The organism is Rhizobium leguminosarum bv. viciae USDA 2370, assembly GCF_002008365.1.
Classification (GTDB): Bacteria; Pseudomonadota; Alphaproteobacteria; order Rhizobiales; family Rhizobiaceae; genus Rhizobium; species Rhizobium leguminosarum.
Genome location: NZ_MRDL01000003.1, coordinates 155,901 through 178,710 on the forward strand (window position 1 = coordinate 155,901; position 22,810 = coordinate 178,710).

Annotated in this window: 18 protein-coding genes and 1 pseudogene; 14 read left to right on the forward strand and 5 right to left on the reverse strand. The window is 59.9% G+C overall.

The features are described from left to right. Positions 1-7 precede the first annotated feature (7 nt). The 5 genes from BS629_RS02455 (at position 8) to otsA (ending at position 6,482) form a co-directional block, all read left to right on the forward strand. A complete protein-coding gene (locus tag BS629_RS02455) occupies positions 8-1,006 on the forward strand; it encodes a LacI family DNA-binding transcriptional regulator (RefSeq protein WP_018247078.1) in 999 nt (332 codons plus the stop codon). Continuing rightward, a complete protein-coding gene (locus BS629_RS02460) occupies positions 1,003-2,520 on the forward strand; it encodes a sugar ABC transporter ATP-binding protein (protein WP_018247079.1) in 1,518 nt (505 codons plus the stop codon). The genes BS629_RS02455 and BS629_RS02460 overlap by 4 nt, the downstream gene beginning before the upstream one ends. Then, positions 2,520-3,563: an ABC transporter permease gene (locus tag BS629_RS02465; protein WP_018247080.1), complete on the forward strand. Its 1,044-nt coding sequence runs from the start codon at positions 2,520-2,522 to the stop codon at positions 3,561-3,563. The genes BS629_RS02460 and BS629_RS02465 overlap by 1 nt, the downstream gene beginning before the upstream one ends. A 53-nt stretch (positions 3,564-3,616) precedes the next feature. Then, on the forward strand, positions 3,617-4,606 hold the full coding sequence (locus tag BS629_RS02470) for a substrate-binding domain-containing protein (protein ID WP_018247081.1): 990 nt from the start codon (positions 3,617-3,619) through the stop codon (positions 4,604-4,606). Between the two features lie 484 nt (positions 4,607-5,090). Then, entirely contained in the window at positions 5,091-6,482 is a 1,392-nt protein-coding gene (otsA, locus tag BS629_RS02475; RefSeq protein ID WP_018247082.1) for an alpha,alpha-trehalose-phosphate synthase (UDP-forming), read from the forward strand. A gap of 205 nt (positions 6,483-6,687) precedes the next feature. Here otsA and BS629_RS02480 read toward each other — a convergent pair whose 3' ends face one another. Together BS629_RS02480 and BS629_RS02485 are read right to left on the reverse strand one after the other, a co-directional pair. After that, positions 6,688-7,641 carry a sulfonate ABC transporter substrate-binding protein gene (locus BS629_RS02480; RefSeq protein ID WP_018247083.1) on the reverse strand — a complete coding sequence of 318 codons (954 nt, stop codon included), beginning with the start codon at positions 7,639-7,641 and terminating at the stop codon, positions 6,688-6,690. Positions 7,642-7,971: 330 nt separating this feature from the next. Further along, positions 7,972-8,922: a LysR family transcriptional regulator gene (locus BS629_RS02485; RefSeq protein WP_018247085.1), complete on the reverse strand. Its 951-nt coding sequence runs from the start codon at positions 8,920-8,922 to the stop codon at positions 7,972-7,974. Between the two features lie 95 nt (positions 8,923-9,017). Here BS629_RS02485 and BS629_RS02490 point away from each other — a divergent pair, with 95 nt between their 5' ends. From BS629_RS02490 to BS629_RS02530, 9 genes are read left to right on the forward strand one after another with little or no spacing between them, the layout of a single operon-like run. After that, a complete protein-coding gene (locus BS629_RS02490; RefSeq protein ID WP_018247086.1) occupies positions 9,018-9,881 on the forward strand; it encodes a dioxygenase family protein in 864 nt (287 codons plus the stop codon). Further along, positions 9,878-10,936 carry a maleylacetate reductase gene (locus BS629_RS02495; protein WP_018247087.1) on the forward strand — a complete coding sequence of 353 codons (1,059 nt, stop codon included), beginning with the start codon at positions 9,878-9,880 and terminating at the stop codon, positions 10,934-10,936. Before BS629_RS02490 ends, BS629_RS02495 begins: the two co-directional genes overlap by 4 nt. A gap of 54 nt (positions 10,937-10,990) precedes the next feature. Then, positions 10,991-12,271 (forward strand): ABC transporter substrate-binding protein, encoded by a 1,281-nt coding sequence (locus tag BS629_RS02500; protein WP_018247088.1) that lies wholly within the window; start codon positions 10,991-10,993, stop codon positions 12,269-12,271. A 51-nt stretch (positions 12,272-12,322) separates the two neighbouring features. Next, positions 12,323-13,042, forward strand: coding sequence for an ABC transporter ATP-binding protein (locus BS629_RS02505; protein ID WP_018247089.1), 720 nt, complete (start codon positions 12,323-12,325; stop codon positions 13,040-13,042). Then, positions 13,042-13,761: an ABC transporter ATP-binding protein gene (locus tag BS629_RS02510; RefSeq protein WP_018247090.1), complete on the forward strand. Its 720-nt coding sequence runs from the start codon at positions 13,042-13,044 to the stop codon at positions 13,759-13,761. Before BS629_RS02505 ends, BS629_RS02510 begins: the two co-directional genes overlap by 1 nt. After that, positions 13,748-14,611 carry a branched-chain amino acid ABC transporter permease gene (locus BS629_RS02515; protein ID WP_018247091.1) on the forward strand — a complete coding sequence of 288 codons (864 nt, stop codon included), beginning with the start codon at positions 13,748-13,750 and terminating at the stop codon, positions 14,609-14,611. Before BS629_RS02510 ends, BS629_RS02515 begins: the two co-directional genes overlap by 14 nt. Before the next feature lie 9 nt (positions 14,612-14,620). Beyond that, positions 14,621-15,706: a branched-chain amino acid ABC transporter permease gene (locus BS629_RS02520; RefSeq protein ID WP_018247092.1), complete on the forward strand. Its 1,086-nt coding sequence runs from the start codon at positions 14,621-14,623 to the stop codon at positions 15,704-15,706. Next, the gene (locus BS629_RS02525; RefSeq protein ID WP_018247093.1) at positions 15,699-17,453 is read left to right on the forward strand and encodes an FAD-dependent oxidoreductase; all 1,755 of its coding nucleotides are present in this window, start codon (positions 15,699-15,701) and stop codon (positions 17,451-17,453) included. The genes BS629_RS02520 and BS629_RS02525 overlap by 8 nt, the downstream gene beginning before the upstream one ends. A 4-nt stretch (positions 17,454-17,457) precedes the next feature. Further along, the gene (locus BS629_RS02530; RefSeq protein ID WP_018247094.1) at positions 17,458-18,345 is read left to right on the forward strand and encodes an intradiol ring-cleavage dioxygenase; all 888 of its coding nucleotides are present in this window, start codon (positions 17,458-17,460) and stop codon (positions 18,343-18,345) included. Between the two features lie 192 nt (positions 18,346-18,537). Here BS629_RS02530 and BS629_RS02535 read toward each other — a convergent pair whose 3' ends face one another. From BS629_RS02535 to gmd, 3 genes and pseudogenes are all read right to left on the reverse strand, one after another. After that, positions 18,538-20,067, reverse strand: coding sequence for an aldehyde dehydrogenase (NADP(+)) (locus BS629_RS02535; protein WP_018247095.1), 1,530 nt, complete (start codon positions 20,065-20,067; stop codon positions 18,538-18,540). Positions 20,068-20,618: 551 nt separating this feature from the next. Continuing rightward, positions 20,619-21,709, reverse strand: a pseudogene (gene fcl / locus BS629_RS02540) (GDP-L-fucose synthase). Next, positions 21,702-22,805 (reverse strand): GDP-mannose 4,6-dehydratase, encoded by a 1,104-nt coding sequence (gene gmd / locus BS629_RS02545; protein WP_018247097.1) that lies wholly within the window; start codon positions 22,803-22,805, stop codon positions 21,702-21,704. The pseudogene fcl and the gene gmd overlap by 8 nt, the downstream one beginning before the upstream one ends. Between the last annotated feature and the right edge of the window lie 5 nt (positions 22,806-22,810).

Consider the following 22,810-nt stretch of genomic DNA (forward strand, 5'->3'; position numbering starts at 1 on the left):
TGCGCTCATGACGACTATTTCCGAGGTGGCAAAGGCGGCCGGGGTCTCAGTCTCCACGGTTTCGCACGTTCTCAATAAGACGCGCTACGTCTCGCCCGAGAAGGTCAAGCTCGTCCTCGAGTCCGTGGAGGCGATCGGATATATCCCCAATACAGTCGCTCGCTCGCTCAAATTGTCATCGACAGGTACCGTCGGCCTCGCGATTTCCGCAATTTCGAACCCTTATTTCAGTGACATCATCTGTGCGATTGAAACCGAGTGTTCCAAACGGGGCTTGATCGTGTTCCTCTGTGACACGCAAGATGACCCGGTCCGGGAGCTGGAACTGGTCCAGCATCTGCATCAACGCCGAGTCGACGGGATTATACTTGCGCCTTCGGGCGATCCTAAAAAAGCGCTGGACTATCTCATCCGGTCCGACCTTCCCTGTGTGCTTGTTGACAGGCTGTCGGACAACCGTTTCGACCAGGTCGGGACGGATAACGTCGCCGCAATACAAACGCTCGTCGATCATCTCGTGACGCTGCATCATCGACGGGTTGGGATCATTCTCGGTCAACCCGGCTTTGCGACGACTGTGGAGCGCGCAAAGGCCTTCCGCGCAGCGATGATCGAGAAGGGAATAGAGGTAGAGGACAATTTAATCAGCGACGGCAATCGCAGCACCGCCGACGCCACGGCTTCGACGCACCGTTTGCTGGAGCTGAAGGAGCCGCCGACAGCGATTCTTGCTTCGAACAATCTGGCGATGATCGGGGCTATGAGGGCTATCCGGGAGCGGAAGCTGCGTGTTCCCGCGGACATTTCTGTGCTTGGAATCGATGATTTCGAATGGGCAGATTATTTCGAACCGCGCCTGACGCTGATGGCCCAGCCTTGCGATGAGATTGGCAGGAAGGCGGCGGACTTGCTGATCGAGCGGATAGGCAACAAGCTCCGCCCCCGCGAGACCATTCGACTGTCGCCAGTTTTGCGGGTGCGTGAATCGTGTGGAGAGGCAGCATGAGCCACGTTGTTCTTTCAGCGAAAGGTGTGGTCAAGCGCTTCGGCGGCGTTCAAGCGCTTCGTGGCGTGGATTTCGAACTAAAGGTTGGCGAAATCCATGCGCTGCTTGGTGAAAATGGTGCCGGAAAGTCGACGTTGATGAACCTGTTGTCCGGTGTGAATACGCCGGACGAGGGAGAGATATTCATCGACGGCAAACCCGCGCGATTTCACAGCCCACGTGATGCACAAGCAGCGGGAATCGCAACGATCTTCCAGGAGCTGGACCTCGTTCCGAGCCTGACAGTGGCCGCCAATCTCTTTCTCGGGCGCGAGCTTGTCCATCGGCATGGCATGCTCGATGGCAAGGCGATGCTGCAAGAGGCGCGCAAAAGACTGGAAGCGATCGACCGATCGATCGATCCCACCCAGTTCGTCAGTGAGCTTTCGATCGGCCAGCGCCAGGTCGTCGCCATCGTCAAGGCGCTTTCCTACGCATCGAGAGCCCTCATCATGGATGAGCCGACGGCTGCCTTGACCGTTGGCGAAGTGGATCGATTGTTCGACATCATGCGTGGCCTGGCGTCCTCGGGCGTTGGCATCGTCTATATCTCGCATCGTCTTGAGGAAGTGCCGCAGATCGCTCACCGCGTAACGGTCATGCGCGACGGCAAGGTGGCTGGCGTCACCAAACCAGATGCTCCGCAGGCCGAACTGGTGCAGCTTCTCGTCGGACGTCCTTTGAACGAGCTTTATCCGCGCCGCGCCCATAGTGTTGGTGACGTGCTCCTGCGGATGCGGCAGGCTTCCTTCCGCCCACATCGCGCGTCTCCCGGGTGGCAAGCGCCCATCAAAGTCGATCTCGATGTTCGTAGCGGCGAAATCGTCGGGCTCGCTGGCGTTATGGGGGCGGGTCGAACCGAGCTCTTGAGCGCACTCTACGGAACAGGCGTGCCGGGCCAATGGCACGGGGACATTACGATTGGTGGCAGACCGACCAGGCTTAAATCGATCGCGGCTGCTCGCAGGGCAGGACTGGCATTCGTAACCGATGACCGGCGTGGAGCCGGTCTCATGTTGCGTATGTCTGTAGGTCTCAATCTGGTGATGTCGATCATCCGCTGGATATCACCAAGAGGCTTTATGTCTGCGCGACGCCAAGAGGACGCGATCAAAAGTTCTTTCGGCCAATTCGACATCCGTCCCAAGAATCCCGGGATCGCGGTCGGGGCACTTTCGGGGGGGAATCAACAGAAGGTCGTCCTCGCAAAGGAAGTGCTGGGAAATCCGCGCTTGTTGCTTCTCGACGAGCCGACGCGTGGCGTCGACGTCGGCGCAAAGGGGGAAATCTACGCCCGCCTGCGCAAACTTGCTTCAGAGGGATTGGGCATTCTTGTCGCTTCGAGCGAGATGCCCGAGCTGATCGGCCTGTGCGATCGAATAGTGGTTTTGCGCAACGGCAGCAGCGTTGCTGAGTTTTCTGGCGGCGTCGACGAACACGAAGTCCTGGCGGCCGCCAACGGGAGGGAGGCCTGATGTCCGAACAGCAAATTACATCCAATCCAGCCATTCAGCCCGCCAAGCGGATGGATCCGCTTGCGGTGTTGGTCCGCTTCCAAAGCTTGATCGGCCTTATACTCGTTTTCGCCGGGGGCATCATTTTCTCACCGCGTCGGCACGGTGTCATCCTGTTCATTCAACCCGACAACATCGCCAACATCGTCCGTGCGGTGTCTGAGACTGGCATCATCGCGATCGGAATGACGTTCGTGATCATCACGGCCGGAATTGATCTCTCGGTTGGGGCGACACTTGGTCTTGCGAGCGTGGTAACAGCAACATTGATGGTCTCAGGCGGTTTTGGGCTGATCACGACGGTGCTGGCAGTGCTGCTGATGGGCATTTGCTTCGGGTTGGTCCAGGGAGCGATCTCAAGCAAGTTTCGACTTGAAGCGTTTATCGTGACTCTCGCCGGTCTACAGGCAGCCCGCGGGCTTGCACTCGTTGTGTCGGACAATCAATACATCAATATCTCTTATGGTGATGGTCCTGGGCTCGCTCCGCCCATCTTTGCCATTCTGGGCGGTCGGCTATTCGGCAACGTCGTTCCCGTGGCTACGATCGTCTTCTTGATCTTTGCCTGCATCGCCACGCTGGTGCTGAACACGACCAGATTCGGCCGTTACGTCTATGCCGTCGGCGGAAATGAGCGCGCCGCCCGCATCTCAGGTGTTCCGGTCTCAGCAATCAAGATCGCCGTTTACGCCATTACCGGCTTTGCATCCGCGCTTGCTGGCATCGTCCATGCCGGGCAATTCAATTTTGGGAGTGCCAATGATGGGACCGGATATGAATTGACGGCCATCGCGGCTGTCGTCATCGGAGGAACCAGCCTGTTTGGCGGGTCAGGTTCAATGGTCGGAACAATCGCCGGTACGATCATGCTCGGCGCTTTGGCCAATATATTGCAGCTGAACAACATCACGCCAGCGATGCAGTTGCTTGCCACAGCGGCAATTATCGTTCTGGCGGCAGTCCTTCAATCCCTCGTTCGTCGCCGCGAAGGATTGGGCAGGTAGTGTGGCGGCATCACCCGGAGGGTGGATCCGGGATCAATGTGGAGGAGAAAGTAATGACACAGAATGCACTTCGACTGTCGCATGCCGGACGCATGGCGCTCCTGGCCGGGTCATGCCTTGCTATTGCCGGCGTGGCTCACGCTGCCGATCCGCTGGTGAAGGCTTGTGCCAAGGATGGCGAGTTCGTCATCGGCTTCTCGCAGGCCAACAATGCGGAGCCCTATCGCCAGCACGTCAACGATGAACTAGAGGCAGCCGCCAAGGCAGTCCCGCAGTTCACGCTGCAGATCGCTGACGGCGCGGGCAACGTCAACACCCAGACATCGCAGGTCGACAATTTCATCACCCAAAAGGTTGACCTTCTGTTGATCTCGCCTTTCGAGGCGGCTCCGCTTACGCCCGCCGTCAAGCGGGCAATGGACGCGGGTATCCCGGTCATCGAACTTGACCGCAAGACAAACGGTGAGGCTGGCAAGGACTACACAGCTTTCATCGGAGGAGATAACTACAAAATCGCGTTGGCCGCCGGCGAATATACGAGCAAGACGCTTCTGCCGGATGGCGGCGAGGCGGCCGTGCTGCAGGGGCTGCCGAGCTCGACACCAGCCGTCGAACGGCTCAACGGCTTCAAAGATGGCGTGAAGGCAAACCCCAAGATCCAGATCGTGGCGGAACAAGCGGCTGACTGGTTGCCGGATAAAGCGCAGACCGCCTTCGCGGCAATGCTGCAGGCTCATCCCGATATCAAGATGGTCTATGCCAGCAACGACATGATGGCGGCGGGTGCGCTACTTGCTGCGAAAGGTGCCGGTAAGAGCGTGAAGATCATCGGCACCGACGGCTTGCCGGGTCCAGCAGGCGGGATCGAGGCAGTCGCAAAGGGCGACTGGTCAGCGACCTTCACTTATCCGACAGGAGGCAAAGAGGCGGTCGACATGGCTAAGTCGATATTGCTGGACTGCGCATCGTCGGTGCCGGCGACAGTAACGGTCGATACCACCGCCATTACGCCCGAAAACGCGAAGCAGATGATGGGTAAGTAAAGCTCCAGACTCAACCCGGCCGGACGCGTCCGTTCAGCCGGGTTGAACCATATCCACCGGTTGGCGCGTCTGACCGAGTCGTCGCGTCATTCGACCAGTTGGTCGAAAATTTCAGCAGCAGCCGGCCTAAGTCTTCTTACTGTCCCGCGGGGCTGGTGAGGCGCCAGCCGTGACAGAATGTCAGGTCCGAGTTGGGCCAAGATCGCGAAACTGAAAAGCCAAACCTGAAAACGTCACCGAACATTGATGACCCAAAGCGATGGAATCGCCGCTAGCCTGATCGTCATGTGGCAGAAGGCGTCTGGACTGGTCATCACCGACGATGTTACCGACCAAGTATTGGTTGGCGAAGTCAAAAGAGGTAAGTCTAGCAATTCGTCGACTCGCGTCTGCGCGTCTCGGTCTCCTGCCATGTCGGCAGCTTCGCGGACTGATCGGATCATTGGCCATTCGCGGCTAGAACACTCCATGAAAGGACTTTGCAATGGCACGGCTTGTTGTCGTTTCCAATCGAGTGCCGATTCCCGATAAAGACGGCGTGGCACCGGCAGGCGGTCTTGCCGTCGCCTTGCAGGCCGCTCTCCAGGAACGAGGGGGTATCTGGATGGGGTGGTCGGGCAAGTCGAGCGGGAGCCGAGAACCGGAGAGGCTCTCGCGGCGGCAGCAGGGTAACATCACCTATGCCGTGACCGACCTGACCGATACCGACGTCGAGGAATATTATCACGGCTTTGCCAACCGCGTTCTCTGGCCGGTTTGCCACTATCGGCTCGATCTTGCGGAGTATGGCCGCAAGGAAATGGCCGGCTATTTCCGCGTCAACCGCTTCTTCGCACAGAGGCTGGCGCCGCTGATCGAGCCGGACGACGTCATCTGGGTGCATGATTATCATCTCATTCCGCTGGCGGCGGAACTGCGCCGGATAGGGCTGAAAAACCAAATCGGTTTCTTCCTGCATATCCCCTGGCCGTCAGCCGACGTGCTCGTCACGATGCCGGTGCATGAGGAAATCATGCGTGGATTGTCGCATTACGACCTTCTCGGCTTCCAGACCGACCATGATCTTCAGAATTTCGCCGGTTATCTCACGCGGGAGGGCATCGGTAACGACCTCGGCGACGGCTTATTTGATTCACACGGACGGACGTTCAAGGCAGCTGCCTACCCAATTGGGATCGAGACCGCGGCTTTCGCTGAACTCGCAGGCAAGGCTTCGGCAAACATCATGGTCCGCAAGGCCCGGCAGAGCGTCGAGGGACGCGACTTGATCATCGGCGTCGACAGGCTCGACTATTCGAAGGGCATTACCCAGCGTCTGGACGCTTTCGAACGTTTCATCACCAGCAATCCAGCCTATCAAAACAAGGTGACATACTTGCAGATCACCCCCAAATCGCGATCCGAAGTGCCTGAATATGAACAGATGCAGCGAATGGTGGCTGAACAGGCGGGCCGGGTAAATGGCGCGATAGGAACCGTGGATTGGGTGCCGATCCGCTACATTAATCGGTCCAGCAGCAGAAATGTGCTCGCTGGCCTCTACCGTCTTGCGACAATCGGATTCGTAACGCCGTTGCGCGATGGGATGAACCTGGTCGCGAAGGAATATGTCGCGGCGCAAGACCCCGATCGCCCGGGCGTCCTCGTTCTTTCCCGCTTTGCCGGCGCAGCCCGCGAGTTGAAAGGTGCGCTGCTGGTTAATCCCTATGATGTCGAAGGCACCGCCAATGCCCTTGCCAAGGCACTCACGATGTCGATCGAAGAACGCCGCGAACGCTGGCGGGGAATGATGGATCATCTGCTCGAACACGACGTCTCTCGCTGGTGCAATGACTTTCTGAGAGATTTGATCGTGAAGACGCCTGCCGCCAATTAGGTTTTCCACGCAAACCGGACGATCGAACCGCGCCGGATCGCCGGCGCCAAAACTCACGACTGAGAGGGTTGCGTTTTGATTTGCGGCCCCTCCCAATGCACCGCGTCTCAGCTTCACACGGAGCCCGGTGTCCCGGCTGAGTGTCATGCGAGAAGGCGGCCAGACCTTCTCGCTCGAGCCAGTGCTCAGATCCTGAAGATGGGCATCACGCCTTGCCCTTGCGGACGACGTCCGCAATCGTCACCTCTTTGGGAATGAGTTTGAGTTTGAAAAAGGTGTCGGCGATGCTCTGCTGCTGCGCGACGACCGTGTCATCCAGACTCTTGATCCCGTAGGACTGACGTTCGAGCGCCTTGACGAGGACAGGTTCGGGGACGCCGACCGACGGTGATAGCTCCGCAGCCGCAGCCGCGGTGTCGGACTTGGTCCATTCGTCGATCTCGGAAATGGCGTCGATCAAGACATCGATCGCCTGGGCATGGCCGTCAACCAGCGAAGTCGTGCCGAGATAGAACTGGTGGTTGGGAACGATGCCCTCGCCGTTTCTGAGCTCTCGCGCTTCGATCGCCACTTCCGCAGCTGCCTGGAAGGGATCCCAGATGACCCATGCATCCACCGCGCCCTTTTCGAAAGCCGCGCGGCCATCGGCTGGGGCGAGAAAGGATGGCTCCACGTCCTCGTAGGTCAAACCGGCTTCTTCGAGCGCCTTAACGAGCAGGTAGTGCACGTTCGAGCCTTTGTTAAAGGCGACCTTCTTGCCCTTCAGGTCGGCAACGGACTTGATGGGACTATCCTTCGGGACAAGTATGGCTTCACCGCGCGGGGCGGGCGGCTCGTGTGCGATATAGACAAGCGGAGCGTTCGCCGCCTGGGCGAAGATCGGCGGCGTTTCCCCGGTCGATCCGAAATCGACAGCACCAGCGTTCAGGGCTTCGAGGAGCTGGGGACCACCCGGAAATTCAGTCCATTCAACGGTGTAGTCGATGGATTTGAGTTTCTTCTCCAGCAACCCTTTGCCCTTGAGAAGCACCAGAGTTCCATATTTCTGGTAACCGATGCGCACGACCTTGTCAGCCGCGCCAGCCAGTCGAACCTGCATCAAAGGTGTCGCGATGGCACCTGCCACCACCGCAGTGAAAGCGCGTCTTGTGATCTTCATCATACCCTCCGGAATAGACGACGTTAAAATAAAGTATGTCTACATTTTTCCTAGAGTATACGTGCTCCCGCGTCCCCTTCTTCCGGATTCGCTTTTTTGTTCTGACGCAGTAGCGAGCAAAAAGAACCGCGCATATTGCTGGCCCGATTTCGAGCGACGATCGGAGCGTCGAGGCGTTGCTAAAACAGCGGGTGGCTGCCGTCTTTACCGATGACGGTTTCCTTGACGAGGAATATGGCCATGAGGAAGGACAACCCGGCTGTATCTGGGTCGTCGATGTGAAGTCGAATGTGTAGTGGCGCCAACCTACACCAAATTCTTGCATTGTGTTTATGAGCCCCAGACCACTGACTGCTCATGCCGCTTGATCAGGTGCTTGAGGTTATCGAAGCCCGTGCGGATGTGGCGGGCGAAATGATCTACGGCGGGCGTGCGAGGTGCGTCCGAACGCTTCAACAGACCGAGCGCGCGTTCCGGATGGGGGATGGGGACGGGCAGGGCTGTGATGGATTTTTCGTTACGCAATGCGAAGACGACGCTGTGCGGCATGATGGTCAGTGCATCAGCCGCCTTCATGTAGTGGACGACGCTCATGAGGGAGCCGCCCGAATAGCGAATCTTGACTTCGGTTGCGCCGAAAGACAGGAGCATGCTGCGCAGATCGGTAAGCAGCGGGCTGCCTGGCGGTGGTGCCACCCAGGGAAAATCGAGCAGGTGTGCCGGTTGAGGCCGCCGCTTCAACAGCAATGGATGGGTGACCCGGCAGGCGATGACGTTGCGGCCGGGCAGGATTTGCTGGAATTCAAGGCCGGAGCCTTCGTCGAGAATATCGATTGGACAGATGGCAAGGTCGATCTGGTCGGCATTGAGCGCGGCCCGGAGGTCTGGGAAATAACCATAGGTCTGGTCGATGCGCACGTCTGGATGCAGGTTCTGGAACTCGGCGACCATCCCGGCGATCAAAGCGTCCATGAAAAAAGGCGTGCCGCCGACACGCACCACGCCGCTCCTGCCGACCCGAAAGCTTTCGACGACATCGGAGGCCTTGCGTGATGCCGACAACATGGTCTGACCGTGATCGGCCAGCGCTCGTCCCAATGGTGTTGGCTGCAGCGGCCGTCGCCCCTTGACGAACAGCGGTTCGCCGATGCGGGCTTCGAGCATCGAGAGCGTGCGCGAGACGGCCGGCTGCGATAGGCCGAGCAGGGCTGCTCCCTCGGTGACCCCGCCGGTTTTAACGACTGCGGCAAGCTGGACAAGGTGGCGTTCGTCTATCTTCATAACGATATGATATATTAATCGTGAATAAAATCATTATCGGTTCGGCGCGTTTGCACTAAATTGATCTCCACCAGCCATTGCTTTGGAGGAGACGCATGACGCCGGGTCCGATGGCGCTGAATTTCAGCGAGGCCAACTCGCATGACATGTTCGCGCAACGACTTCCGCCATCAAAGGACAACAGCCTGCCGCAGGTTCTCGCGGCGGCGGTGACGCATCTTCATGCCCTCATCCGGGAATTGCGGCCGACCCAGGCGGACTGGCGCCAGGTGATCGAATTTCTGACCGATGTCGGCCACGCCAGCGACGAGCGGCGCCAGGAGTGGGTGCTGCTGTCAGATCTGCTCGGCGCTTCGGCACTGGTCGAGGAGATCAACTCGCGCCGTCCGAAGACGGCCACCCCCAACACCGTGCGCGGACCTTTCTTCCGCGCCGACGTTCCGCAACTGCCGCTCGGCGCCAATATTTCGCTCGACGGAATCGGCGAGACACTGGAGGTTTCCGGCCGCGTGCAGGATCTCGATGGCGATCCTATCGCGAATACCGAAATCATCACCTGGCAGGCCAATGATCAAGGGCTCTACGAAAACCAGCAGCCGGACCTGCAACCGGAATTCAATCTGCGCGGCAACTTCCGCACGGATGCGGACGGACGTTTCCACTATCGGACCATAAAGCCATGTGGGTATGGCGTGCCCGACGATGGTCCGGTGGGAAAGCTTCTGCGGGAGGCGGGTTATCCGCTGCGCCGCCCGGCACATCTTCATTTCATCATCAAGGCGCCGGGCTTCGAGACGATCACCACGCATATCTATGACGGCAGCGATCCGCATCTGGCCGAAGACGCGATCTTCGCCGTCAAGCCGGAGCTGGTGCGAACCTTCGAGCAGCAGGGCGAGGAATGGTTGTTGAAACTGATTTTCATCATGGTCCGCGCCAGGCAGAGAGGCGACACATGAGCCGCACTTTCATCTATAGCGGCAGCCCCGCCCATATCGTCTTCGGCGAAGGCAAGAGCGCTGCCGCCGGCGAGTGGGTGGAAAAGCTCGGATGCGCCAAGGCGTTCGTCCTCTCGACGCCGCAACAGAAGGCCGACGCCGAAGCGCTGGCCGCGCGGCTGGGCTCTCTCGCCGTCGGCGTCTTTGCCGGCGCCGTCATGCACACGCCAGTCGATGTCACCGAAGAGGCGATGGAGGTGGTTCTCCGAACGCGGGCCGATTGCGTCGTTTCGCTCGGCGGCGGATCGACCACCGGGCTTGGCAAGGCAATCGCCTATCGCACGGATCTGCATCAGATCGTCATTCCGACCACCTATGCCGGATCGGAAGTCACGCCTATCCTCGGCCAGACGGAGGGCGGGCGCAAGACCACCGTGCGCCATGCGAGCATCCTGCCTGAGGTGGTGATCTACGACCCCGCCCTGACGCTCGGCCTGCCGGTTGGCATGAGCGTCACCTCGGGCCTGAATGCCATGGCCCATGCGGTCGAGGCGCTCTACGCGCAGGATCGCAACCCGATATCGACACTGATGGCGGCGGAGGGGCTGCGGGCCTTCAAGACCAGTCTGCCCGACATCGTCGCTGTGCCGCGGGCTGCCGATGTCCGCGCCGATGCGCTCTACGGCGCCTGGCTCTGCGGCACCGTGCTCGGTACGGTCGGTATGGCCCTGCACCACAAGATCTGCCACACGCTGGGCGGCACTTTCGATACGCCGCACGCCGACACGCATGCGATCATGCTGCCCCACACCGCCGCCTACAATGCCGCTGCCGTGCCGGAACTTCTGGCGCCTGTCGCCGATATCTTTGGCGGTTCGGTCGGCGGCGGGCTTTGGGATTTCGCCAGTCAGATCGGTTCACCGCAGGCGCTGAAGGATCTTGGCCTCAGCGAAACCGATCTCGATCGCGCAGCCGAGATCGCCACCGAAAATCCCTACTGGAATCCGAGGCCGATCGACCGGCAATCCATTCGTGCCCTGCTACAGGATGCCTGGCAGGGCAAACGGCCGGCATGAGTTGACGACAGACATCACGCTCTCTGGGAGGAGAGAAAAATGGGAGGAGGAAACATGTTTACGAGACGCGATTTTCTGAAGACGACGGCCGCCACCGGGGCACTGGTGGCGACATCCGGGCTTGCCGCCCCCGCAATCGCACAGGATGCTGCGATCAAGCTCGGTTATGTCAGCCCGCAGACGGGGCCGCTTGCCGCCTTCGGCGAGGCCGACAAATTCGTCATCGACAGCTTTCTGACGACCACCAAGTCGATGGGTCTCAACTATGAGGTCGTCGTCAAGGACAGCCAGTCCAATCCGAACCGGGCGGCGGAGGTCGCCAAGGAACTGATCGTCACCGATGAGGTGAACCTGATCCTCGTCGCCTCGACGCCGGAGACCACCAATCCGGTGGCGACCACCTGCGAGGCCGAGGAAATGCCCTGTATTTCGACGGTGGCGCCCTGGCAACCCTGGTTCATCGGCCAGCAGGGCAATCCCGGCGACCCCACCTCGTGGAAACCATTCAACTATGCCTATCACTTCTTCTGGGGTCTCGAGGACGTCATCTCCGTCTTCACCAATATGTGGGCGCAGATCGAGACCAATAAGAAGGTCGGCGGCTTGTTCCCCAATGATGGCGATGGCAATGCCTGGGGCGATAAGGTCGTCGGCTTCCCGCCGGTGCTGGAAAAGATGGGCTATGGCCTGATCGACCCCGGCCGCTACCAGAATATGACCGACGATTTTTCGGCGCAGATCAACGCCTTCAAATCGGGCCAGTGCGAGATCATCACCGGCGTGGTGATCCCGCCTGACTTCACCACCTTCTGGAACCAGGCCAAGCAGCAGGGTTTCGCCCCGAAAATCGCCTCGATCGGCAAGGCGCTACTCTTCCCGCAGACCGTGGAGGCGCTTGGCAATGCCGGACATAATCTGTCGTCGGAAGTCTGGTGGACGCCGAGCCATCCGTTCAAGTCGTCCTTGACGGGGGAAAGTGCGGCACAGGTGGCAGCCGCCTTCACCAAGGCGACTAACAGGCCCTGGACACAGCCGATCGGTTTTGCCCATGCGCTGTTCGAGCTGGCGGTGGATGCGATGAAGCGGGCCGGAGACCCCAAGGATGGGGATGCCGTCGCGCAGGCGATTGCGGCGACCAAGCTCGATACGCTGGTCGGGCCGATCGCCTGGGACGGCAAGGGTCTGCCGCCGTTTGCCGCCAAGAACATTGCCAAGACGCCGCTCGTCGGCGGCCAGTGGCGGCTCAAAGACGGCGGCGGCTACGATCTCGTCATCACCGACAATAAGACGGCGCCGAACATTCCGGTCGACGGAAAGATGGAAGCTATCGCCTGATTTTGGGCGCGGGGCCCGCTAGAGGCCCCGCCTGTTCTGGGAGGAATGGGTTTGGCAATTCTCGAACTCGATGGTGTCTCAAAGAAATTCGGAGCGTTGACCGTGGCCGAGCAGATTTCCTTTGCCGTCGGCGAAGGCGAGGCGCTGGGGATTATCGGGCCGAACGGCGCCGGCAAGTCGACGCTCTTCAATCTGATCACCGGCAATATCGCCGCCGATAGCGGCAGCATCCGCTTTCTCGGCAGCGATGTGACGCGCACGCCGCCGATGGCGCGCTGCCTGTCGGGAATGGGCCGCACCTTCCAGATCCCGCAGCCGTTCGAGAAGCTGACGGTCTTTGAAAACCTCCTGGTCGCCGGCGCTTTCGGCTCGCGGCGGCGCGAGGCCGAGGTGTCGGACCGCTGCGCCGAAATCCTGGTGGATACAGGGCTGATCGACAAGGCGAATGTGCTGGCCGGAGGCCTGTCGCTGCTACAGCGCAAGCGGCTGGAACTGGCGCGCGCGCTGGCGACGGAACCGAAGCTGCTGCTGCTCGATGAAATCGCCGGCGGACTGACCGAGGGCGAATGCCGGTCGTTGGTTGCCACGATCCGCGCCATTCATGCGCGCGGCGTTGCGGTCATCTGGATCGAGCATGTGCTGCACGCGCTGAATTCCGTCGTCGAGCGGCTGCTGGTGCTGCACTTCGGCAGGGTCATCGGCATCGGCAAGCCGCAGGACATCATGGCCTCGCGCGATGTGCGCGAAATCTATCTGGGGATCGAGATCTGATGGCGCTGCTCGAAACCAGAGGCTTGACTGCCTCCTACGGTGATTTCCAGGCGCTGTTCGGTGTCGATATTACGGTCGGCGCCGGCGAAACCATCGCCATCATCGGCGCCAACGGCGCCGGCAAGACGACGCTGATGCGCTCGATCTCGGGCGTGCTCGCCAATGCGGCTTCGTCGATCCTTTACCGCGACGAGCCGATTGGCGCGCTGCCGGCGCCTGACATTCTGGCGCGCGGCATTGCCATGGTGCCGGAAGGGCGAAAGCTCTTTCCATCGCTGAGTGTCGAGGAGAACCTGCTGATCGGCAATTATGGCCGCAAGGTCGATGGGCCGTGGACGCTCGAAAGCGTCTTTTCGCTGTTCCCGGTCCTCAAGGAGCGGCGCGGCAATCCGGCCACAGCACTTTCCGGCGGGCAGCAGCAGATGGTGGCGATCGGCCGCGGGCTGATGTCCAATCCGGCGGTGCTGCTCTGCGACGAGATCAGCCTCGGTCTGGCGCCTGTCGTGGTCCGCGATATCTACGCCGCCTTTCCACGAATCCGCGAGACCGGCGCTTCGATCGTCATCGTCGAGCAGGACATCGCCCAGGCGCTGAAGGTGGCCGACCGCGTCTACTGCATGATGGAAGGGCGGGTGACACTCTTCGGCCGCGCCGCCGATCTTAGCCGCCACGACATCCACAAGGCCTATTTCGGGACGGGTCACCATGAACTGGCTTGATACCATTCTCCAGGGCGTGCTGCTCGGCGGGCTCTATGCGCTGTTTGCTGCGGGGCTCAGTCTCGTCTTCGGTATTATGCGGCTGGTCAACCTCGCCCATGGCGACCTGATCGTGCTTGCCGCCTTCCTGATCCTGATGCTGGTGACGACACTCGGGCTCGACCCGTTTGTTGCCGCCCTGATCGCGATGCCGCTGATGTTCGCCATCGGTTGGGGCCTGCAATATTTCCTGCTCAACCGCACGCTCGGCAAGAATATCCTGCCGCCGCTGCTCGTCACCTTCGGCCTGTCGATCGTCATCCAGAACGGCTTGCTCGAAGGTTTTTCCGCCGATAGCCGCCGCGTCTTTGCCGGCAGCCTCGAAAGCGCCTCCGTGAATTTGGGCCCCGTCACCGCCGGCATCATGCCGCTGATGACCTTCTTTTCGGCGGTCGCCGTCATCGTCTGTCTCAACCAGCTGATCTATCGCACGTCCGTCGGCCGCGCCTTCCGGGCAACCTCGGACGATCCGGTGACAGCAGGGCTGATGGGCATCCGGCCGCAATTTATCTTCGCCATGGCGACGGGACTTGCCATGGTCGTGGTGACGATCGCGGCTCTCTACCTCGGGACGCGAGCAAATTTCGATCCGACATCAGGACCGGCGCGGCTGATCTATGCCTTCGAGGCGGTAATCATCGGCGGGCTTGGCTCGCTCTGGGGCACGCTCGCCGGCGGCATCATTCTTGGCGTTGCCCAGACGCTGGGCGCTGCGATCAATCCGGAATGGCAGATCCTTGCCGGCCATCTGGCATTCCTCGCCGTTCTCCTGTTCAAGCCGCGCGGCCTTTTCCCGCGCGCGGTGGATTGAGGTGCATCAATGACCATGGCCATTCCCTCCTTCACCGTCGAGACGCGCACCAGGGCATCGACATTGTCCGCCGCGGCGATCATTGCCCTTTTGCTGCTTGCCTTCGCCGCACCCTTCATCGTCTCGCGCGGCGCCATCCAGGACTTGTTCTTCATCCTCACCATGCTGGTCTTGGCGCAGAACTGGAACCTGCTTGCCGGTTATGCCGGGCTGATCTCGGTCGGCCAGCAGGTCTTCGTCGGCTTCGGCGCCTATACGATGTTCGGCTGCGTCATCCTGTTCGGCATCGATCCGGTCGTTGCAATCCTGATTGCCGGGCTGTTCTCGGTCGCCCTTGCCATTCCCACAGCCTTCTTCAGCTTTCGGCTTTACGGTCCCTATTTCGCCATAGGCACCTGGGTGGTGGCCGAGGTCGTGCGGTTGCTGCTGGCCCAGTGGAAAGCGCTCGGCGGCGGCACAGGCACCTCGTTGCCGCGGGATGCGACCCGCGACATGATGGGCGTCGGCGTAATGCGCGATGTCTTCGGCATGAAGGCCTCGCAGGCAGGCGATGCACTGACCTACTGGCTGGCGCTGATCCTCGTCGTCGCGACCATCGGCTTCATCTATGGGCTGCTGCGCAGCAAGCAGGGCCTTGGTCTCGCCGCCGTGCGCGACAACGAGCAGGCGGCCCGCGCCGTCGGCGTCGATGCGCGGCGGATGAAGACGCTGGTCTATCTCGCCACCGCCTTCATGACAGGCATTGCCGGGGCGCTGATCTATGTGCAGAAGGCGCGGATTTCGCCGGATGCGGCCTTCTCGGTCACCGACTGGACCGCCTATGTCATCTTCATCGTCGTGATCGGCGGTATCGGCACGATCGAGGGACCGATCCTCGGCGTCATCATCTTTTTTCTGCTGCAGAACCTCCTGGCCGATTACGGCTCCTGGTACCTGCTGATGCTGGGTCTTCTCGGCATCGCCGTCATGCTGTTTGCGCCGCGCGGCCTTTGGGGACTGTTCTCAGAACGCACCGGCATCCAGCTTTTCCCGGTTCGCCGCGTCCTGAAGGGCGGGCCGCTCAATCTCACGCATAGGGGAGGGCCTCATGGCTGACATTACCACCGACGTACTGATCATCGGCACCGGCCCAGCAGGCTCCGCCAGCGGTGCCCTGCTCTCGTCCTACGGGGTCGAGAACCTGGTGATCAACCGCTACCGCTGGCTCGCCAGCACACCGCGCGCCCACATCACCAACCAGCGCACCATGGAAGTGCTGCGCGATCTCGGCCGCGACGTGGAGGATGAGGCCTATATGTTCGCGGCCGAGCAGGACCTGATGGGTGAGAACGTCTTCTGCACCTCGCTCACCGGCGAGGAGATCGGCCGGATGAAAAGCTGGGGCAAACATCCGCTGTCGCGCGCCGAGCACCAGCTGTCCTCGCCGACCCTTATGAATGACCTGCCGCAAACCTTCATGGAGCCGCTGCTCTACAAGACGGCCTGTTCGCGCGGCAGCCAATCGCGTATGTCGACGGAATATCTAAGCCATGTACAGGATGAAGACGGGGTTACGACGACCTGTCTCGACCGGCTGACCGGCAAGGAGTTCACCGTCCGCTCGAAATATCTGGTTGGCGCCGATGGCGGCAATTCCAGGGTTGCGGAACATGCGGGCCTGACATTCGAAGGCAAGATGGGCGTCGCCGGTTCGATGAACATTCTGTTTGAGGCCGATCTGTCGCGACTGGTCGCCCATCGACCCTCGGTGCTTTACTGGGTGCTGCAGCCGGGCGCCGATGTCGGCGGCATCGGCATGGGTCTGGTGCGCATGGTAAGGCCGTGGAACGAGTGGCTGATCGTCTGGGGTTACGACATCAATCAGCCGGCCCCTTCGGTGGATGAAGCGCATGCGAAGAAGGTCGTGCGCGACCTGGTCGGCGATCCCGATCTCGAGATGACGATCAAGTCGGTCTCGACCTGGACCGTCAACAACATGTACGCGACGTCAATGTCGAACGGCCGCGTCTTCTGCATGGGCGACGCCACCCATCGCCATCCGCCGTCAAACGGGCTCGGCTCGAACACCTCGATCCAGGATGCATTCAACCTGGCATGGAAGCTGGCTTTCGTCCTCAAGGGCGCCGCTGACCAGAAACTTCTCGATAGCTATCAGGACGAGCGAGCGCCTGTCGCCAAGCAGATTGTCACCCGCGCCAACAAGTCGATCGAAGAATTCGGGCCGATCTTCAAGGCGCTCGGCCTGCTTGATTCGATCGATCCGGTTAAGATGCAGCAGAACATGGATGCTCGCTGCAACAACACGGTTGCCGCTGAAGAACAGCGCGCCGCCATCCGCAAGGCGATCGCCGACAAAGTCTATGAGTTCGATTGCCACGGCGTCGAGATGAACCAGCGCTATCGATCCGGGGCGATCGTAATGGATGGGCAGGCGGAGCCGGCGTTCGCCAGAGACCCGGAGCTGCACTGCCAGCAGACGAGTTGGCCGGGTGCAAGGCTTCCACATGCCTGGGTTTATTCTGCGACAGGTGAAAAGCTGTCGACGCTCGACCTTGCCGGACATGGCAAGTTCACGGTGCTCACCGGCATTGGCGGGCAGGGCTGGATCGAGGCCGCCAGAACCCTGGGGAAGGAACGGGGCATCGATATAGCCGCACACCTGATCGGTCCGCGTCAGCCTTGGCAGGACTTTACCGGCGACTGGGCGAATATGCGCGAAATCCGCGACAGTGGCGTCCTGCTCGTGCGTCCCGACCATCATATCGCCTGGCGAAGCGAGGCGATCGTCGACGATCCGTCAGCCGAACTGCGGCGCGTGCTGACCACCGTTTTAGGGAAATGAGGCCATGATTGACGCACATGAAAAGGGTTTCTTCACAGAGGAGAACTCCGTCGAGGTGGTGACGAGACGGAACGCAACCGCCACAGACCAGCGCCTGAAGCGTGTGATGGAGGTCGTGACACGCAAGCTGCACGAGGCGGTAAAGGAGCTTGAGCCGACGCAGGAGGAATGGATGGAGGCAATCCTTTTTCTCACCCGCACAGGGCACACATGCAACGAATGGCGACAGGAATTTATCCTGCTGTCGGACGTGCTCGGCGTGTCGATGCTGGTCGACGCCATCAATAACCGCAAGCCCTCAGGGGCTTCCGAAAGCACTGTTCTTGGCCCGTTTCACGTTGCCGACGCGCCGGAACTGCCGATGGGCGCCAACATCTGCCTCGATCAGAAGGGCGAGGACATGGTCATCGGCGGCCACATCCTCGGCACTGATGGCAGGCCGATTGCCAACGCTGTGATCGACGTCTGGCAGGCCAACGACGAAGGCTTCTACGACGTGCAGCAGAAGGGGATCCAACCAGACTTCAACCTCCGCGGCGTCTTTCGCACCGGCGCGGACGGCCGTTACTGGTTTCGCGCGGTCAAGCCTAAGTATTACCCGATCCCGGACGATGGACCGGTTGGCAAGCTGCTCGGCGCGCTCGGTCGCCACCCCTACAGGCCTGCTCACCTGCACTACATCATCAAGGCTCACGGCTTCCAGACGCTCACGACACACATCTTTGATCCGGACGACCCGTATATCCATTCTGACGCCGTCTTCGGTGTGAAGGAGAGCTTGCTTGCCAAGTTCCAGCAGGTTGAGGATCCGGTACGCGCCAACGAGCTCGGTTTCCTGGGTAAGTTCTGGCAGGTAGAGCACGATTTCGTGCTGGCTCGGCCGGAGGAGTAGGATCTTTTGGCGCAAATCGGCCCCGTCCAAGCCGGCGACCAGTCCCACTCGCGGTGAGGTCCGGACGGGCATCTTCGGCCAACCCATGTCCGCAGCTTTGGCCGCGCGCCGGGTGGGAGGGTGCTCCTCGAAAGGTCGCCCCCTCGTTTCCCTCACGAGATAGGTTGCAGGCAAGAACGCGGATGCTGGGAGCTACCTGCTCTGAAGTGGCGCCGGAAGCAACTCAGGTGGAAAGTCCTGGTAGGAAACCGGTCGCAAAAACCGATAGATTGCCAGCGTGCCGACTGAAGTCGACCGACCGTCGGACGTTGCCGGGTACGGCCCGCCGTGCACCATCGCCGGAGAAACCTCGACGCCGGTGCCGAACCCGTTCACGAGGAGACGACCGGCCAGGAGCTCCAACTGGGAAAGCATTTCCGCAGCATTCGACAAGTCGTATTGGTGGACGTGCAGGGCAATCGTCAATTGACCTTCCAAAGAGTTCACGACCTGGCGCAGATCTGCTTCATCTCGGCAACGCACGATCAATCCTGCTGCGCCGAATATCTCCTCCTGAAGCTCGGGCTCTGACAGGAAGGAGGCCGAGCTCGTTTCAAAGAGGGCCGCCGCTGCCTGTTGCGGCGTTCCCTGCTTTCCCGTCGCCAGCTGCGATACGGAAGACGAGGCCGACAGTCTGGCGACACCCTTCCGATAGGCCTCGCATATCCCCCCGGTGAGCATCGTTTGAGCCGGCGATTCCTGAAGAGCTGCGGAGGCAGCGTTTATGAACGCGTCGAGGTCGGGGCCATCGATTGCGATGATGAGGCCTGGATTGGTGCAGAACTGACCGGCTCCCAAGGTCAAGGAGGACGCAAACGATTTCCCGATCGCTTCCGCGTTGTTCCGCAGGGCGTTCGGGAAAAGGATAACGGGATTGATGCTGCTCATTTCGGCGTAGACCGGAATTGGCTGCTTCCGCTCCGAGGCAATCTTCATCAGCGCGGTTCCGCCGCGCCGGGAGCCCGTAAAGCCCACTGAACGTATCCGATGATCGGCGACCAGCATCTGTCCAACCTCAAAACCAGCGTCGAACAGTAAGGCGAAAGTTCCTGCCGGAAGGCCGCTTGCTGCGACCGCCTGCTGGACGGCGCTGCCGACAAGCGCCGACGTTCCGGGATGAGCGGAATGAGCCTTCACGACAACGGGACAGCCGGCGGCAAGGGCGGAGGCCGTATCGCCTCCTGCGACGGAGAAGGCAAGAGGGAAATTCGAAGCGCCGAACACCGCCACAGGACCGAGAGCCACGTTGCGAAGACGAAGATCAGGCTTGGGTGCAGGCTTCCGGTCGGGATCGGCCGGATCGAACCGGAGTTCTTGGAATGCACCTTCGCGTACCTCTTTCGCAAACAGGCGCAGCTGGCCGACGGTTCTCGTTCGTTCGCCTTCGAGACGCCCGCGCGGCAGGCCGGTTTCGTCCATCGCTCTCAGGATCAGATCGTCACCGAGTTCGAGAATGTTCTCAGCTATCACCTCCAGGAAAAGCGCGCGCTTCTCCAGCGGTGTCTCCCGATAAATGGGGAAAGCATCCCAGGCAACAGCCGTGGCTTGCTCCACCTGATCTTTCGTCGCTCCCGCAAAGCTCGGCTCCATAGGTGAGCCACTGGCGGGATTGGTGGCGGAAAAGCTGGCTGCGCCGCCCCGCAGAACCGCGCCGCCGATGAGAAGATCGCCGGAGACTTTCATGATACATCCTTTCGAAAACCTATTCTGGACCAATGTTCAGGTCCGCGTTAAAAGATCGCTTGCGGACCTTTCAACGATGATGGCTGGATGTAGATAGTCTCAGAGCGCCGCAAAACCAAGTCACGGGGTCAAAAAGTAATACTTTTTTCAGCCTCCGATATTGTCCTTCAAGATCGCTCAGCGATCGAGAGTTTCACCGCCTCGTCGAAAACCCACCGGCGCCAAAGATCGGCGAGAAGAACTGAACGCCCTGGTTCAGGAAAGAGTGGCCACGCGTTTCGAACGCGGTGCGGCCAAGCCTGCCGACTTTACTGCAGCGATTGTCGTTCGACAGCCAGCCGAAGGTAATCGCGCGGAGCCATCCGACTGGACTATCCGTGTAAGAGCGCGACAAGCGGTATCGGCATCTCGACCGGGAAAAAATCCATTGCCGCTCTGATAATCATCGCCCACACGGTTATTAGGAAAATTAACGCTGCAATCCTAATTTCTACTGGTTGCATTATTTGCTCCCCCCCAAGCATGTGCGTCCCCCCCGAGACAAAACCTTATTATTCCTCGCGCAAATTCGCTGTGCGCGAGGGATGATGTGCGACTGTAGAGAGCGTGGGCGCGTGCGGCGCCGAAGTCTTGGCTCTCCCAAACCTGATGCCGCTTTGACCGATCAAGTCGCCGGACATAGCCTGTTGCTGCGTTCGAGATATTGCCCATCAAGGAAGGAGCGGTAAGCGTCCGCGATACCCTCCTTCAGACCGATCTTAGGAGACCAGCCGAGCGTGCGAAGCTTGTCGACGCTCAAGAGTTTACGTGGCGTGCCGTCTGGCTTGGTCAGGTCGCGCGTGATCTTGCCTTCGAAACCAACGACCTTGGAGACGAGGTATCCCAAATCCAGGATGGTAATGTCTTCGCCCGAACCTACGTTCACATGACTTTCGGCGGAATAGGTCTTCATGAGATGGAGGCAGGCGTCGGCGCAATCGTCAACATGCAGGAATTCGCGCCGCGGCGTGCCAGTACCCCAGATGCATATCTCTTGCTGCTGGTTGATCTTGGCCTCATGCGCCTTGCGTATCAGCGCCGGCATGACATGGCTTGACCCGAGGTCAAAATTATCCCCTGGACCATAAAGATTGGTAGGCATGGCCGAGATGAAATCTCTACCGTGCTGTTTGCGATAAGCTTCGCAGAGCTTTAATCCGGCAATTTTAGCGATCGCATACCATTCATTCGTGGGTTCAAGCAATCCAGTCAGGAGTGAGTCCTCAACGATCGGCTGATCGGCGAATTTTGGATAGATGCAGGACGAGCCCAGAAACATCAGTTTTTCGACGTGAGCTCTATGGGCTGCGTGGATGACGTTCGCTTGGAGAATCAAGTTGTCGTAAAGGAAGTCGGCCGGATAGGTAGCGTTCGCCAGAATACCGCCGACCCTCGCAGCAGCCAGGAAGACAGCGTCGGGACGATTCTTGTTCATCCAGGCCTCAACCTGGTCCTGCCGTTTGAGATCGACCTCGGCGCGGGTGGCCGTCAAAATCTCGCAGCCCTCGGAAGCGAGACGCCGCACGATCGCAGAGCCCACCATGCCGCGGTGGCCCGCGACATAGACCCTTTTTCCGGCAAGGCTATAGATCACCTCAGGCATAGGCAAAACCTTTGGTTACGCCTACCGACGGCACGTTTCGTGCCATGACCTTCAGATCCTCGCGAACCATCTCCGTAACCAGCTGATCCAGACTGGTCTCATGTTTCCAGCCAAGCTTCGTGTGCGCCTTCGTCGGATCGCCAATCAGAAGATCAACTTCGGTCGGACGAAAGTAAGCTGGATCGATCTCCACCACACACTGGCCGGATGTCTTATCGTATCCCTTTTCCTCAACCCCGTTCCCACGCCAATCAATAGGCATGCCGACCTTTGCAAAGGCCTTGTCGACAAAGGAGCGAACGGAGTGCGTTTCGCCGGTCGCAAGGACATAGTCCTCCGGTTCGTCCTGTTGCAGCATCAGCCACATGCCGCGGACATATTCGCGTGCATGTCCCCAGTCGCGCTTGGCATCCAAATTGCCGAGATAGAGCCTTTCCTGCAGCCCAAGATGGATCGCAGCCGCTGCCCGGGTGATTTTACGCGTCACGAAGGTTTCGCCGCGGATCGGGCTTTCATGATTGAACAAAATACCGTTCGAGGCGTGCATGCCATATGCCTCGCGATAATTGACCACTATCCAATAGGCATAAAGCTTGGCCACCGCGTAGGGTGATCGAGGGTAGAACGGGGTCGTTTCGCTCTGCGGGACTTCCTGGACTTTGCCGTAGAGCTCGGAGGTGGACGCTTGATAGAAGCGGGTCTTCCTGGTCAGCCCAAGGAGGCGAATTGCTTCAAGCAGCCGAAGCGTCCCGGTTCCATCTGCGTTAGCAGTATATTCCGGTGTCTCGAAAGAGACTTGAACGTGGCTCTGTGCGGCAAGATTATAGACCTCGTCCGGCTGCGTTTCCTGAACGACACGGATGAGATTGGTTGAATCAGTCATGTCCCCGAAATGCAGAATAAAACGCGGATTCTCGACATGGGGATCCTCGTATAGATGCTCGATTCGACTGGTGTTGAAGGACGATGAGCGTCGCTTGAGGCCGTGAACGATATAGCCCTTCTCCAGGAGCAATTCGGCCAAATAGGCACCGTCCTGACCTGTTATACCCGTAATCAGCGCGACTTTTCGGTTCTTTGTCATTCCCGTATCCATGATTG